Raw genomic sequence first — 16,706 nt, 5'->3', positions numbered from 1 at the left:
AGAGGTGGTCCCACATGTTTGAACAACTAAAAGCTTATTTATAAGTGATACTCTGCTCTAGTTAAGCTACCTTATTTTGTTGTGGTAGCTGGTCATAGTAAAACTCATCTGGAGTCATTTTGTCCAGACTCGAATGAGGTCGTTTCAAATTATAAAATTCAAAATATGCGTTTAATTGCTTCTTCGCATCCAAAACATTGCTGTAGGCTTTGAGATACACCTCTTCATATTTAACGCTCCGCCATAATCGTTCAACCATCACATTATCAACCCATCGACCTTTACCATCCATGCTGATTTGGATGTCATTTGATTTCAATACATCAATAAATGCATCACTGGTAAACTGACTGCCTTGGTCTGTATTAAATATTTCAGGTCGACCATATTTTTCAATAGCTTCATTTAATGTTTCTATGCAAAATGTAACCTCCATACTAATCGATACTCTATGCGCAAGTACCTTGCGGCTATGCCAATCAATCACAGCACATAAATAAACAAAGCCTTTTGCCATAGGGATATACGTTATATCCGTAGACCACACTTGATTACTGCGCTGAATAGCCAATCCTTTGAGCAGATATGGATATTTGCGGTGAGCTTGATTAGCCTGGCTTAAATTTGGTTTGCAATATAACGCATTAATGCCCATTTTCTTCATTAAAGTACGTGTATGACGTCGTCCTATATGATGTCCTTGACGATTCAACAAATCACGCATCATACGGCTACCTGCAAAAGGGTATTGCATATGTAACTCATCCATACACCGCATCAGCTTCAGATCTGATGCACTCACAGGTTTTGGGCGATAGTAATAACAACCACGGGAGACTTTCAGCAGCTGAGCTTGCTTAGATACTGAAATCTGAAGTGAGTCATCGATTAACTTTTGTGGTTGAAGCGGCCCAGTTTCTTCAACACACCTTCTAAAAAATCAATTTCTAATGCCTGCTCACCGATTTTTGCATGTAGTTTTTTTAGATCGATGGGTGGTTCTGTTGGAGCTTTTGATTGATCGAAAGCTTGCGAGGAAGCTGAAATCAGTTGATTTTTCCAGTCGATAATTTGGTTTTGATGAACATCAAATTCAGCACTCAATTCAGCAAGTGTTTTTTCTGCTTTAATCGCAGCAAGTGCTACCTTAGCTTTAAAATCATTTGAATGATTTCTTCTTGGTCTACGTGCCATAAAATACTCCATATATTGATGTTTATAACATCATTTGGGGAGCAAAATATCACTTATAAGTGTTGTTCAAATTTCCTGATCCACCTCTCTAGATCAAGATATTGATAAAGTTATGGCATTACGCATAGGTGCAGATGACTTTGTGGTGAAGCCTTTTAACCCAAATGAAGTCATCGCTAGAGTTCAGGCAGTCTTAAGACGTACTCAGTTTGCAAACAAAGCAGCTAATAAAAATAAACTCTATAAAAATATTGAAATTGATACCGACACTCATAGCGTTTATATACACTCTGAGAATAAGAAGATCTTGCTTAATCTGACGCTGACTGAATATAAAATTATTTCATTCATGATTGACCAGCCTCATAAAGTTTTTACGCGCGGAGAACTTATGAATCACTGCATGAATGATAGCGATGCACTAGAGCGAACCGTAGATAGCCATGTAAGTAAGCTGAGAAAAAAACTAGAAGAACAAGGCATATTTCAAATGTTAATTAATGTGCGTGGCGTGGGATATAGGCTAGATAATCCCCTAGCTGTAAAAGATGATGCCTAAATAATATTAAAAAATAGCTAGGGAATATTTTATGAAAAGTAAGTTAGGAATTAGTAAGCAACTTTTTATTGCCTTAACTATTGTAAATTTAAGCGTTACGCTATTTTCAGTAGTACTGGGTTATGTCATTTATAACTATGCGATTGAAAAAGGCTGGATTAGTTTAAGCTCATTTCAACAAGAAGATTGGACCAGTTTTCATTTTGTAGACTGGATCTGGTTAGCCACTGTTATCTTTTGCGGCTGTATTATTTCATTAGTGATTGGCATGCGCCTCGCAAAGCGTTTTATTGTGCCAATTAACTTCTTAGCCGAAGCAGCAAAAAAAATTAGTCACGGCGACCTCTCTGCTAGAGCTTACGATAACCGAATTCACTCCGCCGAAATGTCGGAGCTTTTATATAATTTTAATGATATGGCTCAAAAGCTAGAGGTTTCCGTTAAAAATGCGCAGGTTTGGAATGCAGCCATTGCACATGAGTTAAGAACGCCTATAACGATATTACAAGGTCGTTTACAAGGCATCATCGACGGCGTTTTTAAACCTGATGAAGTCCTATTTAAAAGCCTTTTAAATCAAGTTGAAGGTTTATCTCACTTAGTCGAAGACTTACGGACTTTAAGCTTAGTAGAGAACCAGCAACTCCGGTTAAATTATGAATTGTTTGACTTTAAGGCGGTAGTTGAAAAAGTTCTTAAAGCATTTGAAGATCGTTTGGATCAAGCTAAGCTAGTACCAGAACTTGACCTAACTTCCACTCCTGTATATTGCGACCGCCGTCGTATTGAGCAAGTTTTAATTGCTTTAATTGATAATGCGATTCGCTATTCAAATGCAGGTAAACTTAAAATTTCCTCGGAAGTAGCATCACAAAACTGGATATTAAAAATTGAAGATGAAGGCCCCGGCATTGCAACCGAGTTCCAAGACGATTTATTTAAGCCTTTCTTCAGATTAGAAGAATCAAGGAATAAAGAATTTGGAGGCACAGGTTTAGGTCTTGCTGTTGTACATGCAATTATTGTGGCACTGAAAGGCACTATTCAATATAGCAATCAAGGCTCGAAAAGTGTTTTCACTATAAAAATTTCTATGGGTCATGAAGAGATAGGGTAATTCGCTAAATTAAAAAATCTTAGAGTTAAAGTGCCCCCTCACTCTCTTTTACTCTTCTACGAATTTCTTCTCGCCACTTTGTGGCATTTTCTTGTTGTTTGTTTAATAGGACACCTAACATATAAGCTGTAACTGCAGCGCCAATTAAGGCTATACCGGTTTCATAAATAATATCTATAACAAACTCGAGCACTCCCTCCGACAAAAAATCTAATGAGCCTGAAAATTTAAGAAATTTAGCTACAGCTACCACCACAACTCCCAATAAGGCGCCCGCCCACAAGAATATTTTATGAATGTTTAGGGGTGCAGTGACTTGGTCAATTTGGTCGGGATACTTTCGATAGTACTCAATTTCCTCATCTGTTACTTCAGAGGTAGATTTAAATAATAATTTAATAAATAGCTTGTCTTGATCAAGCTTTGTATTTTTCTTCATAGCTGTGATGCGTAATAAGTATTCTAATGTTTAATGTTACTCACTTTTTCTTTAGGGAGTAACTGTTTTTAAGAGCTCTAGACTTTAAGTACTTTTTTAAACGTTATAAAGGCTTCCTAATCCCAAGCTGTCTTTTGACTTTTTACCTTAAAATTTTTATTGAAATGCCATATCTAACCTTAACCAGATTTATAAAATAATTTTTATAATTTAAATAATGGATAACTAGATATGGATCGTTTTAAAGCTATTTTACTTATTACAAGTACATGTTTAACAACAACTCTTTATGCCAAACAACAAGTCGTCTGTGTGTTTGACCCAATTGGTAAATCGGGAGACGCTTTCGCTTTAGCCAAAGATTATGCACTTGAAGCAAAAAATTGGGGAGCTGATCTATCTTTAAAAGCATATGTTGATGAACGCGTTGCAGCTGAAGATTTGAAAGTTGGAAAATGTGATGGCGCTATTATTAGCGGTTTACGTGGCCGTCAATTTAATAAATACACAGGATCTTTAGATGCGGTTGGTGCATTAACAAATATGAAAACGGCAATTAATGCCTATAAGCTGTTGTCCTCACCCATGGCCGCAAAAAACATGGTGGTAGGTCCTTATGAAATTGCAGGTTTAGGCACAATTGGTCCTGCCTATTTATTTGTAAATGATAGAAGTATAAATACTCTCGCGAAGGCTGCCGGTAAAAAAATTGGAGTATTTAAATACGACGAAGCTCAACCAAAGCTTGTTCAACATGTTGGTGGTCAGGCTGTATCGGTAGACGTTACCAATGCTGGTGCAAAATTTAATAACCATGAAATTGATATTGTGCCCGCTCCTATTGTGGCGTTTAAACCTTTTGAACTCTACAAAGGTTTAGGTGAGAAAGGAGCAATTGTTCGTTTTCCTTTGACTCAAATTTCAGCAAATTTCATTATTCGTAAAGATCAGTTTCCAGCAGGTTTTGGGCAAAAGTCTCGAACTTGGGTAGCCAGCCAACTCAATAGAACATTTGGTATTATTGCCAAATATGAAAGTGATATTCCTTCAAAATATTGGATGGATATTCCTAAAAATGAACAATTAAACTATATGAAAATGATGCGCGAGGCACGCATACAGCTAACCAAAGCAGGTATTTATGACCCTAAAATGATGAATTTTCTTAAAAAGGTAAGATGTAAAGAGAACCCAAGTAATTTTGAATGTGCATTAAACGATGAATGAACACTCAAAACATCTGCATATCTTTTTTAAAGCATTTGTATAGACTTAAAAGGTAGAACCTATAGTATAAGTTCTACCTTAATTCATTCATTTCTTCTCTAGCTTGTTGTGGTGTTTTACCCGACCACTCTTTATAAGCCCGTGTAAATGGGCTGTGTTCGGCATAACCTAACAGTAAGGCTATTTCTACAATTTGTAGCCTTAGATCTTTTAAATACGATTTTGCTAATTCGTAACGGACAGTATTTAATTCTTTCCGAAAATTCGTACCTGCCTCGGTTAAACGGCGTTGCAAGGTTCTACGTGAATAATTTAATCGCTCTGCTAGCTGTTCAATAGTGGGTTCGCCTTGATGAAGTAAGTAAGCAATCTGTCTACGGACTTGATCTGTAATTTCATCACTATGTGGCAGGCTTGCCAGTAACTTGTCGGCATGCTTTTCTAGTATGGCAACTAAGGCTGCATCGGAATTTTTAAGTGGTAGACTTAACATGTCCTTATCAAAACGCATAAGTGCCACGGGCTGTTCAAAAAGCACAGGACAACCGAAATACTCCTCGTAAGGCTGAACATTTTCAGGCTGTTCATGAATAAAATGTATTTCTTTTAGTTTTTCTTTTCCTCTAATGAGGCTACGGCAAAATTGAACTATAACGGTACGACCCGTTTCATCAGATAAGCCTCCGACTGTTTGATCGTCTGTGGTATCCCATGAAAGCTCTACATATTCAGGGTAAATATGTACAGATGCTGGCACCACGTCATATACGAGCCTTTGGTATCGCTCAAATCTTTCTAAAACCGCTCCCAAATTTTCACACGCAAGAAATACAGAACCTAAAACACCCAGATGCTGAGCTGTAATGGTTTGGCCCACATGTAAGCCAATGAAAGGGTCATTTAAATAATCTTTAGCGATAACAAGAAGACTTTCCCAATGATCAACGTCTACGCCTTCTAAATGGTTTGAATCTGTTTTAGGCCATGGTTCACCAAGAACCTTTTCTGGGTCATGTCCTAGCTTTTCGAGATATTCAAATAATAACTGAACATAGGTTTCAGGAATCCTTCTTCTATACAACGGCTTATTCAATCCATTCATTTCGTATAGTTCTAATTTGGCGTCAAATATCAAATAGTGTACTTAAAGCTTTTAAGCAAAAGCAAATGACTAAAACACCTGCTCAATCCAAATTTTGGCGCAAAGTGTCAAGCAATATGGCGGCTTTCATCAAGCCCTATCTCATTATTTTTTAGAAGATAGTGTTATAGCCAATATTGAGAAAAATACGATGGGTAAAAGTCTAAATAATGTGCCCCAAGCGCCACTGGATGTTCAGTTTAATTCAAATGGCATGAAATGCAGCGCCTATTTATATCGTCCAGCGACAGAGGCCACTACACCAATTATTGTGATGGCACATGGGCTGGGTGGTACTCGAAGAATGCGTTTAACAGCTTTTGCCGAACGTTTCGTGGCAGAGGGTTATGCTTGTTTAGTGTTTGATTATCGCTATTTTGGGGATAGCGAAGGTCAACCTCGACAATTACTAGATATAAAAAGTCAGCTCGAAGACTGGAAAGCCGCTATTGCATATGCTCGTAGCCTACCCAATGTTGATAGAAACAAGATTATTTTATGGGGAAGTTCTTTTTCTGGCGGTCATGTATTAGCTACTGCCGCTCAGAATGCCCACATTTGCGCAGTAGTTTCACAATGTCCATTTACCGATGGCCTTTCTTCTAGTTTAGCCATGAGTCCTATAACTTCAGCAAAACTTACGGCTTTGGCTGTACGTGACCATATAGGAGCTGCGCTGAATAAAGATCCACTTATGGTTAAACTTGCAGGACTAGAGCATGAAACGGCGTTAATGACTGCTTCAGACGCTTATTCGGGAATTATGTCCATAATTAAAGATGAACCTAACTACAAAAACTACGTGGCAGCACGTTTTGCGTTGGACATTATCCGTTATTATCCGGGACGTAAGACTCCAAAAATTAAAGCTCCAGTTCTATTTTGTATTTGTGAAACGGATACTGTTGCTCCTGCAAAAGTCACGCTACGTCATGCCAAGCGTACACCTCACAAAGAAATAAAAACCTATTCATACGGTCATTTTGACATTTACACAGGTCAAGCCTTTGAACATGTGGTGAAAGATCAAATTGATTTTCTTAACCGTACTGTTCCAGTAGCTCAAGCTTAAGTTAAAGGAGTTTTTAAATGGCGAAGTATGAATTAAAAGATAAAGTTGTGGTGATTACAGGCTCAACAGGTGGTCTTGGTCTTGCGATTGCTCAGGCATTACAAGCCAAAGGTGCAAAACTAGCACTACTAGATTTAGACCTGAGCAAAGTTGAAAGTCAGGCAAAACAGCTAGGTGGAAAAAGCATTGCCGCAGGTTGGGTTGCCGATGTCCGTTCTTTGGAAAGCCTAGAAACTGCTATGGCAAATGCAGCTAAACACTTCGGTAAAATTGATGTGGTAATTGCAAATGCAGGCATAGCTTCAACCGAAGCACTAGAACATATGGCACCAGAAACTTTTGAAAGAACGATTGATATTAACCTTACTGGAGTATTTCGTACTTTTCGCGCAGCTATACAGTATGTAAAACAAACTCAGGGATACTTACTGGCTGTATCTTCAATGGCAGCTTTCGTCCACTCCCCATTAAACACTCACTATACTTCGAGTAAAGCAGGCGTTTGGGCTTTATGTGATAGCCTTCGTCTAGAATTAAAATATTTAAATATAGGTGTTGGTAGCCTTCATCCAACTTTCTTTAAAACACCATTAATGGACAATATTCAAAATGACCCAGCAGGTAAAGCTGTGTGGAAAGGTAACTCGGGTATTTGGAAATATATCTCTATTGAGGAAGTTATCTCGGGTGTAGTTGAAAGTATAGAACGGCGTAAAGATATGACTGTTGTACCTAAAATAAATACTCCGATTGCTAAAGCACCCGCACTGTTTAGAAATGTGATTGAGTTTTTAGGTTTTAACCGTAAACAGCTTAAATAGACTATGCTCTTGGCAAAGAAAAACCATAATTCATTTTAGGTCTTTTAAGAGCGGTGATGCTACAATTTTTCCATACGCAACACTTGATCTTGTGCATAACAATCAAAGTTTAGGAAAAACACGTTTGGAAAAGGGAAAAGGCGTTTGGTCAACAGATAACTCTAAGAAGCCTGTAGGTCAGTGTAAGGTAACTCTACCTAAACCTGATTTAGCAACTATAGAAGCAACTTTAACTATGGGTTACACCGCAAAATTTGATGGCGGTACTGTTCGACCAAACCCACCTCACACTCGCTTCTCTTTTACTTTAAATTCAGCATCAAGACGTAAATCATGAATAGAAAATTAATCAGTACTATTGTTCTCATTTCTGTATTTGGAGTTACTGCTTGTAGCAAGGCATCAAATGAACAAGCAAAGGTAGATACTACTGAGAAAAGCAGCTCTCAAAACGTAAAAACGAAATTGTCCGCAAGTGATAAAGCGATTTTAGATAGATATGAAACAATCACAAATGAAGTTATGACTTCTGGTGAAGATGAAAAGATAAAACAAGCTTTAGCACCTTTAATACCTGAAATTAAGAAAGTTACTGCCAAGAAACAAAGAGAAATGTCATTGATGAATATTTATATGCTGTCTGGTATGTATAAAGAGGCTTATGAGTTAAATGAGCAACAAATCAAAGAGAAACCCTTGCCTCAACGGATAATGTTTAGATGTACATTGCTTGAAAAATTAAATGAGGCCAAAGTAAAAATTCAACAGTGTCACGAAGCTTCTGCCCAACTCATACAAACCGAATTGAGTAAATCGACTAGCAAAAATGATCCCCAGTACAGAGACGCCGAATTTGTATATTTAACTGAAATGTATAAAGCTGGTCACACTGACTATAAAGCTAAAATACAGAAATTTATTGATGAGACTAAAGATGTCGCATCAAAAGATAGATATAAGTCTTTGTATGATGCAGATATTGAGTCATTTTATGGTACTGATTTATCAAATTATGTACCAGAATCATTAAAGTAAAACTTAAATGAAAAGCCCCGAATACTCAGGGCTTTTTAAATTGCTTTACAAAGATCGAGATATTTACATTATTATTGGTCGTATGGGCTGTGCATTCTGATAAATAAAACTATACAGCACTGTCTACCCCTCTTTGCTATCATTCCACCACTTCATGAAAATAAGAAGGAATAGTTTTGGCGACACCATATATAACTATAGGCTGCCCTACTACTGGCGGTGGTCAAGTAATCTCAGGGAATAGTATGTTCCTGATTGACGGAATTCCCGTTGCCTGTGTTGGCGACAAAGCAACTTGCCCAACTCATAAAGTCGTTGCAACTATTGTCTCCGGTGATCCAAACATGCAAATCTTTGGGAAAGCTGCTGCTCGTGTTAATGATTCACTCTCTTGTGGTTGCAAATTACTGCCTCAACAAAACTTAGTTGTTCAAGACAATGGTGGTGCAGCATCATCGGGTGCAAAATCCTCATCAGCTCCAATGTCACAAAAACAGCAGACTACTGATAGTTTTAGAGAAGAAAAATATGAAAACTATTACATTGAGCAGTATAAAACTGATGTCTACATTAGCCATAAGGCTGTTCTTTTAGGTGATGAAGGTGTAACACCTCTGGATGGAGCTGTAAGCTATTTTCTAAACTACAAAGTTCAAGGCAAGGAACTATTTTTAAGTGTAGTTATTAATGCAGCTCCATTAAGCCACAAGGGAACTGTTTACCCTTTTGGGACCGCAATTGTTTCACGGGAAGGTAAAGAGATTGCCAGAACCAAGTTAAAAAGTGATCAAGGATATTGGCCAACAGATAAAAATAAGGCCCCTTTGGGAAGTTGTACTATCAAGTTGCCAGAACCAAATTTACAGCTCGTTGATGTAGAACTTGAATTAGGATATACCGCAGTAATTTCGGATACCGTGGGTTCTGTACATCCCATGCCTCCTATTAAAAAATATAAGTTTTCCTTAAACTCTGCGGCGCACAAGGTGTAAAAAAGTTATGAATAAATTATTAACGATTCTATTATTAAGTGCCTTGGTTGCTGCATGTAATAACCCTAATAGCACAACCAAAATCACCCAAGTGCAGAGTGAACAATCTAATAACCAAAAAGAAGCGTTAAAACCACTTGTGGCAGAGTTCAATGAAATTATGAACTCTCTTCAGACAGAAGCTGACATTACATCCACACAAGCAAAGTTGGAAAAACTTTTAAAGAAATTTCCAAATGACAATGATTCAAGCATACAAGTGCAAAAGTTGAAATTAAAAGTACTACTGCAACTAGGTTATTTAAATGAAGCCAATATTTTGGCAACAAAAATTCTCGCTTTAGATAGCACGGCAAGCATTCAAGAAACTCAGTGTCTAATTCAAAGAAAATTGCAAAAGCCAGAAAACCAAATTAATAGCTGTTATGAAAAAGCAGCTAAGCTATATCAGGCACAATACGAAAAATTAAGTAATGATAATCCACAAAAGCAATATGCTCTCTGGTCAAGTTATGCTGCCATGTACCAAGCTGGTCATACTGAATATAAGCAAAAGTTGAAAGCTATTGTTAATGCTCAAACCACTGAAGATGAGAAACATACTTTCAACACTATGTATGAAAACGTAGTGGACCCAGCTGTTATTAAAGAAATTCTTGAATCTATGCTATATAAGAAATAACCTGATTGAAGATCATTTCTTATATAGATATGTATTGAATAGCCCTAATTATTTAGGGCTTTTTTATTGCTTTTACAAAAATCGAAGCATCTGACTTAAGACTCTAAGCTGACTATATATTTCATTCATTAACCATGTTCTATATCTCACGGCGGTTGTATATGCGTTTGGAAGTTATTTCTAGTTTCCAACAAGCTTTTTATAATAAATCGCTGTGCCGTCGTAGTTCCCATTTGAACTTAATGCAAAATTTGGAATGACACCCACACGAACAAATCCAATCTTGCTATATAAAAGTTCGGACACATCGCCTTCACGAGTATCTAAAACGAGTAAGCGTAAATCTTTTTCTCGCGCAAAATTTTCTAGTTCATTCATTAGTAATGTTGCTATTCCTTGTTTTCTTGCTGTTGTCAGAACCATGAGTTTTTCAACTTCGGCCCTATGAACGCCGTTCTTTTTACTTACCAAGGATAATTGAACACTACCCACAATCTTTCCTTGTTGTGTGGCAATCCATAGGCGGCTATTACCTTGTGCTAATTTATAGTTGACCTCACGCCAATAACTCACGACTTCATTCTTTTCTAGGGGAGCTAAGAAACCTATTGAAGCTCCGCTATTGATAGAATCTTCTAACAATAGCGATAAACCTTCTTCATAATCGCCAATTTCTTTTATTTCTAAAATTTCGATATCTTTCATATTTTTCTCAAATTTATTTGAATAAAATTTACTAATTTTTAATCTTTACCTATTAAATTTAAAAATATTGAATTTCCAATATATTATCAACGTTACTTATTGGAAAACTAGAAAAAAATATATAAATTATAATAATAAAAATATTTTAAAATTGAGGAATATTTGTGTCTTTAGAACCAGGTGGCCTTGCAGAAAAAATTGGCAATCGTTATGAATCCTCTTGGGTCGCATTTCAGCTTTTAAGATTATTAGATGAAAAAATTTCTTATGTACAAGTAGAACCTATTGGTCCAGATGAAGATGCTGTAGATGTTATTATTGGTAATTTGGATGGATATAAAGAACATCATCAATGCAAAATTGGAAATGTTTCTGATGATGCTTGGTCTCTTTCTACTCTTCAATCTAAAGAACTTCTAACAAAGGGTTTTCAGCACATTCTATCTGGCTCAAAGTCTTACAAGGTAGTTTCAAGAATTGGATTTAGAATACTAGAAGATATTTGTGAAAGTGCTAGACACAGTACAGGTTCAAGTTCTGATTTTTACAATTATCAAATTCAAAATATTAGTGAAGAACGACGTAAATTATTTAGTGAATTGTGTACAAAATTAGAATTAAATCTATCAAATCCTGATGATTTAGATAAAGCTGTTCACTTTCTAAAGAGTTTTGAAATAAAGAAATTTAATGAAGATGATATAGATAATGAACTGTGTATATTATTAGCTGAAAAACTGGTTTATCAACCTCCTAGTCAGCTTGTTCATTTCCTTCAAAGTTACCCTGTTAAATGCGGTAAGTTAAGAACACATATTACATCTCATATTCTTAAAACAGATTTAGAAGTCCACCACTTTTCTTTTAAAACCTATCCGGGTCATCCTCATATATCCGATGTAATAGCAACGCTAAATGATGAGTTTGATCACTCAATCGAGCCTTATTTAATATCACAACAAAACATTCAACGTGCCGAGTTTAGTACTACATTAGATACTGTTAATAATAACCCAATCACAATAATTAAAGCTGATGCAGGGGTTGGCAAGAGCGCTTTCTTATTAGATTTGAAAAAACATTTTGTTCGATCTGGGGCTATTGTTCTTCCTATTCGACTAGATAGACGAGTTCCTAAAAAAAATCTCGATCAATTTGGAAAAGATTTAGGATTTCCGTATTCGCCTATTGCTTGCTTAGAAAAATATGGACAGAGTCAAGAAATTATCATCTTGCTTGATCAATTAGATGCTCTTCGTTGGACTGCTCTTCACTCATCAAATGCATTAGATATATGCATTAAAATGGTTAAAGAGATTCTTTTACTACGCCAATATAGCAATACCAATATAAAAATTATTATGGCAACAAGAAACTTTGAGCTTGAAGATGATGTACGCCTAAGAAATTGGATCAGTGAACTCAATAGTGAGGTCAAACAGATGGAATTAAAACTGTTTGAGCCAGATCAGATTAAGCCATATGTTAGCCAATTTGAAGACTATGATCAGTTGAGTAATGAGCAACAGAATATTTTAAAAATTCCTTTATGGCTAGGTATTTATATGGATTTAGCCAATGATTTAGGGTTCGCTCCTAAATTTACAACAAAATTAGATTTAATCAGATCTTTCATCGATGATAGATTTAAACAACTCACTGATAGTCATAGTATTTCCACAGCAAATAGTGAAAACTTCTTCAATGAAGTTATAAATTTAATGAATCAAGCTAACAAATTAAGTGTTTCATCAACTCAGTTATCAATTGGTTCATCAGAAATTAAGAAAGCTATGATTTCTGTCGGATTACTCACTGAGCAAAATAGAGAAATTAGTTTTAGACATCAAGCAATCCATGATTATGCAATAGGAAAAAAGTTATATTCGCAAGGTCTTAGTTCACCTGAAGATTTCTTACATGAATTAGGTCCCAAAAATCAACAAACCCTTTTAAAACGAGAGCATCTCAGATATGCACTCGCAATGTTATATGAAGCAGATGAAAGAGCTTTCTGTAATTGTATTGAAGCAGTTCTTTTTCATTCTGAGATTCGTTTCCACTTAAAATCATTGGTATTTAGTACATTACGGCATATAGAGAACTTTAAAGCTCCCCTTAAAAAGCTTATAAATAAGATCATTTCAGATTCTGATCTAGCACCTCATTTTATAAGATTAAGTTGTAGCGGTTGCCCTACACTCGTTCAATATCTTTCTGAAAATCATTATTTAAGTGATTGGTTAGATGAGAATAGTGATATGCAATCTAAAGCTCTAGAGCTTTTAAGCTCAGTTTCTGATAAAGCTCCAAACTTGTTAATTAATGAATTATCTAAGTTTGTGAATCGATCACCTGAGTGGAATCAAAAGATATACAACTGTTTATGTTGGAAAATGAGTGATGATTCAGAGGAATTATTTAATCTTCGCATTGAGCTAACTCAAAATGGAGTCAGCAGTCGCTATATTTTTTGGGATGACTTAACCAAAGAATATCCATTGAGAGCTTTGCATCTATTAAAGCTCATGTGTAATGAAGAATTATATACAAGACTAAGCTCAACAGAAGAATGGTCTGATTACGACACAGAGTGTATTGAGAAACTTGCTGAAAGCCATTCACAAGATGTGCTAAGGATTTTTTTACCTTTTTTAGATCAGTATTTTGCTGAGCCTCTAATTAAGGATTTTGATGCTTTTAAATGGTCTGAAGAATATGCTACAAGAACATCATTTGAGACTTTTATATACAAAGCCTTGTTCACTCTCATCATTAAAGCTTCTCAGAATGTGGCTTTACAATCTATTGAACTTTTTCAAATATTAGTCCCATTAAAAAATAATCCCAATCTAATATTTAATCGTATATATGGTAATGCTCTTTTAAATCTTGAGATAGATCATGCTGATTTTGTAATTGAATGGCTGTTAGACAACCCAAATCATAGGTTCAAATTAGGAAATGATTATGAAGAACCCGTTTGGATATCAGCGGGTAAACTCATAGAAAAATTTTCACCTCATTGTAATCAAAAAAACTTTGAGCAACTTGAAAATACAATTTATTATTTTCCCCCTGATTATGAGTTAGAAGAAATTAGATGGTGCTTAGAAGCTACACGTAAAAACTACTACAAACTTTATTGGGGTAAAACTCAATATCATTTACTGCCTAAATTGGATACCTCACGTATTTCCAATAAATCTACACAAATAATTAGTGTACTCAATCGTAAATTTTCAAAATATACAGATGATGATTTTTGCCATCGAAGTAATAGTCTAGTCAATACTATTAAATCGCCAATTAAAGATGCTGGAAAATTATCCAATAAGGCTTGGAAAAAACTAATACTGACAGATCCCAAAGAATTTAAAGGCTTTAAATTTGATCAGGAAAGCACCGAATGTAGTATTCAGCAGTTTTCAAGTAATTTTAGAAGTGCTGTGAATGATGAACCTAAACGTTTTGCAGAATTTGCTTTGACCTTACCGAAAAATATTCATCAAGATTATATTAATGCTTTATATGCAGGATTAAGTGAAAATAGTCTTGATCAAGTTCCAGAGCATCTAAAAGAACAATGGACCCCCTGTCCTATTGATTTGATTGAACAAGTTATCGATCATTTTTCATCTATAAATTATTCTAGAGCACTCCAAAAACTACTTTCTGGAAGAGTTAAATTACTATCTCCAAAATACTTAAAACTACTGGAAGATATTGCTTTATCAGCGGATGATCCATTACCAAATAAATTAAATATTCATAGAGGAGGTCAACCTAATCAAATAGATGAAATTTCAAGCCATGATTTATCTGGAAATATTCTTAACTGTACAAGAGGAAGCGCATACAAAGGATTGGCTGAAAAATTTTGGGATGATCAAGAATATGCTCTTTCTCACAAATATCTTATTGAAAATGCTTTAAATGATGAACATGCGGCTGTAAGAATGGCAACTGCTGATTTACTTCTACCCATGTATAATTATGAACGTAATTATGCTTTTCAAAAGTTTATAAAATTATGCCAAAAAGACATTAGAAATACCTTAAGTCATGGCTATTACTACTATTTCAATAATGCATTTAGTAGTGAATTTAAAGAGTCATTTATAGCTCTTGTACAAATGATGGTGGGTTCTCCATATCAAGATGTTAGAAAAGAAGGTCATAAACAAGTTATTGCTCGATGGTTATTCAATGGTTTATTTGAAGAAGAGCTGAAACAAGGCCTCCAGTGCAAAAATCATGAAAGTCTTTTGGGTTATGCTTCAGTAATTAGCCAACTTCTTGGTGATGATACAAAAGGATATGATCACTCAAAAATGAAACAGATCTTTGAGATCTTAGTTAATTCAGAAAACGAGGAAATTCTTAAAAATATAGGGCGTTTTTTTAATCAAAAGTTTTGGTCGAAAAGATACGCTCGGGAGTTTTTCAAAATATATGTTCACTCAAAAGCCTTAAATCATAATATTTATAACGTTTTACGCTCAATAGAAAAAAGTTCTATGAATATGGCTCAATTTAGTGACCTTATTATTATCATGATTCAAAATATTCTTAAGTTAAATACTCAAGAATTAGTAAGCCGTATGGATACAAATGCTATCACGAGAGTCATTCAACGATTATATGATCAAGCAGAAAATGATAAAGATGATGAAACACTAGATTATTGTTTAGATATGTGGGACGAATTGTTAGCTAGTAATCATTCATTTACAAGGAATATGACAGACAAGCTTGATTTCGGACTTCTGGCATAAATAATTTAAAATATCTGAAAACCGTACCACAATAATTAAACTCTAATTAAGGGTACGGTGCTTTTCTTCACCCCATCCCCCTCAAAAACACCTCAACCACCCTTTCATCAACTTCATCGGAACTTAAACACTGAATAATGGCGCCTTCGATCATATATAAAAATAGTTTGGCATCGGTAAAGGAAGCATCGGGTTTAAGTACTCTAAGTTGGCTATAGATTTCATTCATTAACCATGTTCTATATCTTATGGCAGTTATATATGCATTTGGGTAGGTATTTTTGATTTCAAAAATGGCTTTAAATAATAGGTAATACAGCCCGTCTACATCGGTATGTAAAACATAGAGTTTCTTGAGTTTATCGATTGTGCTTATGTCTTGGTCGTATTCGACCATAGCAACCACTTTTTCTTGCAGCCGTTCTTTTTGCACCATCATGCAGATTTCAATTAACCGTTCTTTAGAGTGAAAGTAGTTATAAAAAGTTGCTTTGGTAATTTCGGATTCTTTTACAAGTCTATCGACGCCCACAATATGAAAACCGCGGCGGTGAAATAACTCAATTGATGTATTTACAACTTTTAATGCACGTGTTGGGAGAGTTAAATTTGGCATATTTTTACCGTTATAAATTAAATTTTTGTTGTATATAAATGAGATATAAAAGCCTTTCACTTTTCTAAAGGTGAAAAAAAGGCGTAACAAAGCCGTAAAGACTGTGCCTAGCACATCTCAAGTTTTAGTTGTTGATGAAAGTTTTAAATAATAACGAGCTAAAGCCTGAAAAAGCCTTACGGCGATCAAGCTGCGTTAAATGTTTTAAGCTGTGTTGTTATAGCTTTTGGCAAGGGTTACCAAGAAATGATGGATGCGCAAAGCCAACTCCTTATTTATGGAGTTCTGCCAGAGCATAAGATTTATGGTGGCAGAACGAGAAAGGGTT

At 35.5% G+C, this 16,706-nt stretch carries 14 protein-coding genes and 2 pseudogenes; 10 read left to right on the top strand and 6 right to left on the bottom strand.

Translation table 11 applies throughout. The features are described from left to right. Nucleotides 1-61: 61 nt before the first annotated feature. Nucleotides 62-1,206 (bottom strand): IS3 family transposase gene (locus MKL36_RS02870; RefSeq protein ID WP_085944219.1). Its coding sequence is split into 2 segments (ribosomal slippage): nt 62-942 and nt 942-1,206, totalling 1,146 coding nucleotides; the frame shifts between segments, so codons are not numbered across the junction. Nucleotides 1,207-1,276: 70 nt separating this feature from the next. Between MKL36_RS02870 and MKL36_RS02865 the strand changes: the two are divergent. Both MKL36_RS02865 and adeS read left to right on the top strand, forming a co-directional pair. After that, nucleotides 1,277-1,753 (top strand): annotated as a pseudogene (locus MKL36_RS02865) (winged helix-turn-helix domain-containing protein); the annotation flags it as partial. A 31-nt stretch (nt 1,754-1,784) separates the two neighbouring features. Continuing rightward, on the top strand, nt 1,785-2,870 hold the full coding sequence (gene adeS, locus MKL36_RS02860; protein ID WP_021510666.1) for a two-component sensor histidine kinase AdeS: 1,086 nt from the start codon (nt 1,785-1,787) through the stop codon (nt 2,868-2,870). 25 nt (nt 2,871-2,895) lie between these two features. On the opposite strand, the gene MKL36_RS02855 is transcribed toward adeS, so the two are convergent. Beyond that, entirely contained in the window at nt 2,896-3,309 is a 414-nt protein-coding gene (locus MKL36_RS02855; RefSeq protein ID WP_021510667.1) for a hypothetical protein, read from the bottom strand. Between the two features lie 231 nt (nt 3,310-3,540). Between MKL36_RS02855 and adeT1 the strand changes: the two genes are divergently transcribed. Continuing rightward, complete coding sequence (gene adeT1 / locus MKL36_RS02850) at nt 3,541-4,536, top strand: putative multidrug efflux protein AdeT1 (protein ID WP_000373596.1); 996 nt, start codon at nt 3,541-3,543, stop codon at nt 4,534-4,536. A gap of 73 nt (nt 4,537-4,609) precedes the next feature. Here adeT1 and MKL36_RS02845 read toward each other — a convergent pair whose 3' ends face one another. Next, the gene (locus MKL36_RS02845; RefSeq protein ID WP_031222609.1) at nt 4,610-5,638 is read right to left on the bottom strand and encodes an AraC family transcriptional regulator; all 1,029 of its coding nucleotides are present in this window, start codon (nt 5,636-5,638) and stop codon (nt 4,610-4,612) included. Between the two features lie 190 nt (nt 5,639-5,828). Here MKL36_RS02845 and MKL36_RS02840 point away from each other — a divergent pair, with 190 nt between their 5' ends. From MKL36_RS02840 to MKL36_RS02815, 6 genes are all read left to right on the top strand, one after another. Continuing rightward, the gene (locus tag MKL36_RS02840; protein WP_005131840.1) at nt 5,829-6,749 is read left to right on the top strand and encodes an alpha/beta hydrolase; all 921 of its coding nucleotides are present in this window, start codon (nt 5,829-5,831) and stop codon (nt 6,747-6,749) included. Between the two features lie 17 nt (nt 6,750-6,766). Then, on the top strand, nt 6,767-7,570 hold the full coding sequence (locus MKL36_RS02835) for an SDR family NAD(P)-dependent oxidoreductase (protein WP_031222611.1): 804 nt from the start codon (nt 6,767-6,769) through the stop codon (nt 7,568-7,570). A 124-nt stretch (nt 7,571-7,694) separates the two neighbouring features. After that, the gene (locus tag MKL36_RS02830; RefSeq protein WP_000410751.1) at nt 7,695-7,907 is read left to right on the top strand and encodes a hypothetical protein; all 213 of its coding nucleotides are present in this window, start codon (nt 7,695-7,697) and stop codon (nt 7,905-7,907) included. Beyond that, nucleotides 7,904-8,605 carry a hypothetical protein gene (locus MKL36_RS02825; RefSeq protein ID WP_021510669.1) on the top strand — a complete coding sequence of 234 codons (702 nt, stop codon included), beginning with the start codon at nt 7,904-7,906 and terminating at the stop codon, nt 8,603-8,605. The genes MKL36_RS02830 and MKL36_RS02825 overlap by 4 nt, the downstream gene beginning before the upstream one ends. A gap of 176 nt (nt 8,606-8,781) precedes the next feature. Next, a complete protein-coding gene (locus MKL36_RS02820) occupies nt 8,782-9,597 on the top strand; it encodes a PAAR domain-containing protein (protein WP_021510670.1) in 816 nt (271 codons plus the stop codon). 7 nt (nt 9,598-9,604) lie between these two features. After that, nucleotides 9,605-10,279: a hypothetical protein gene (locus MKL36_RS02815; protein WP_021510671.1), complete on the top strand. Its 675-nt coding sequence runs from the start codon at nt 9,605-9,607 to the stop codon at nt 10,277-10,279. Nucleotides 10,280-10,375: 96 nt separating this feature from the next. Here MKL36_RS02815 and MKL36_RS02810 read toward each other — a convergent pair. Both MKL36_RS02810 and MKL36_RS02805 read right to left on the bottom strand, forming a co-directional pair. Then, nucleotides 10,376-10,450: pseudogene (locus tag MKL36_RS02810) on the bottom strand (TetR/AcrR family transcriptional regulator); the annotation flags it as partial. A gap of 9 nt (nt 10,451-10,459) precedes the next feature. After that, nucleotides 10,460-10,984, bottom strand: a complete 525-nt coding sequence (locus tag MKL36_RS02805) for a GNAT family N-acetyltransferase (protein ID WP_000651608.1) — start codon at nt 10,982-10,984, stop codon at nt 10,460-10,462. Between the two features lie 164 nt (nt 10,985-11,148). On the opposite strand from MKL36_RS02805, the gene MKL36_RS02800 reads away from it, so the two are divergent. Beyond that, nucleotides 11,149-15,762 (top strand): hypothetical protein, encoded by a 4,614-nt coding sequence (locus MKL36_RS02800; protein WP_086374107.1) that lies wholly within the window; start codon nt 11,149-11,151, stop codon nt 15,760-15,762. Between the two features lie 67 nt (nt 15,763-15,829). Here the strand turns inward: MKL36_RS02800 and MKL36_RS02795 are convergent, their stop codons facing one another. After that, a complete protein-coding gene (locus MKL36_RS02795; RefSeq protein WP_021510673.1) occupies nt 15,830-16,378 on the bottom strand; it encodes a TetR/AcrR family transcriptional regulator in 549 nt (182 codons plus the stop codon). Nucleotides 16,379-16,706 lie beyond the last annotated feature (328 nt).

The sequence above is a fragment of the Acinetobacter sp. AOR12_HL genome, from assembly GCF_027855275.1.
GTDB classification, from domain to species: Bacteria; Pseudomonadota; Gammaproteobacteria; order Pseudomonadales; family Moraxellaceae; genus Acinetobacter; species Acinetobacter baumannii.
Note: the sequence above shows the minus strand (reverse complement) of the source record. Positions and strands in the feature narration are given on the sequence as shown.

What these genes read in the sequence shown, in the direction of transcription:
- adeS (WP_021510666.1), top strand. Translation starts at nt 1,785, where the DNA reads ATGAAAAGTAAGTTAGGAATTAGTAAGCAACTTTTTATTGCCTTAACT.
- MKL36_RS02855 (WP_021510667.1), bottom strand. Translation starts at nt 3,309, where the DNA reads ATGAAGAAAAATACAAAGCTTGATCAAGACAAGCTATTTATTAAATTA.
- adeT1 (WP_000373596.1), top strand. Translation starts at nt 3,541, where the DNA reads ATGGATCGTTTTAAAGCTATTTTACTTATTACAAGTACATGTTTAACA.
- MKL36_RS02845 (WP_031222609.1), bottom strand. Translation starts at nt 5,638, where the DNA reads ATGAATGGATTGAATAAGCCGTTGTATAGAAGAAGGATTCCTGAAACC.
- MKL36_RS02840 (WP_005131840.1), top strand. Translation starts at nt 5,829, where the DNA reads ATGGGTAAAAGTCTAAATAATGTGCCCCAAGCGCCACTGGATGTTCAG.
- MKL36_RS02835 (WP_031222611.1), top strand. Translation starts at nt 6,767, where the DNA reads ATGGCGAAGTATGAATTAAAAGATAAAGTTGTGGTGATTACAGGCTCA.
- MKL36_RS02825 (WP_021510669.1), top strand. Translation starts at nt 7,904, where the DNA reads ATGAATAGAAAATTAATCAGTACTATTGTTCTCATTTCTGTATTTGGA.
- MKL36_RS02815 (WP_021510671.1), top strand. Translation starts at nt 9,605, where the DNA reads ATGAATAAATTATTAACGATTCTATTATTAAGTGCCTTGGTTGCTGCA.
- MKL36_RS02805 (WP_000651608.1), bottom strand. Translation starts at nt 10,984, where the DNA reads ATGAAAGATATCGAAATTTTAGAAATAAAAGAAATTGGCGATTATGAA.
- MKL36_RS02795 (WP_021510673.1), bottom strand. Translation starts at nt 16,378, where the DNA reads ATGCCAAATTTAACTCTCCCAACACGTGCATTAAAAGTTGTAAATACA.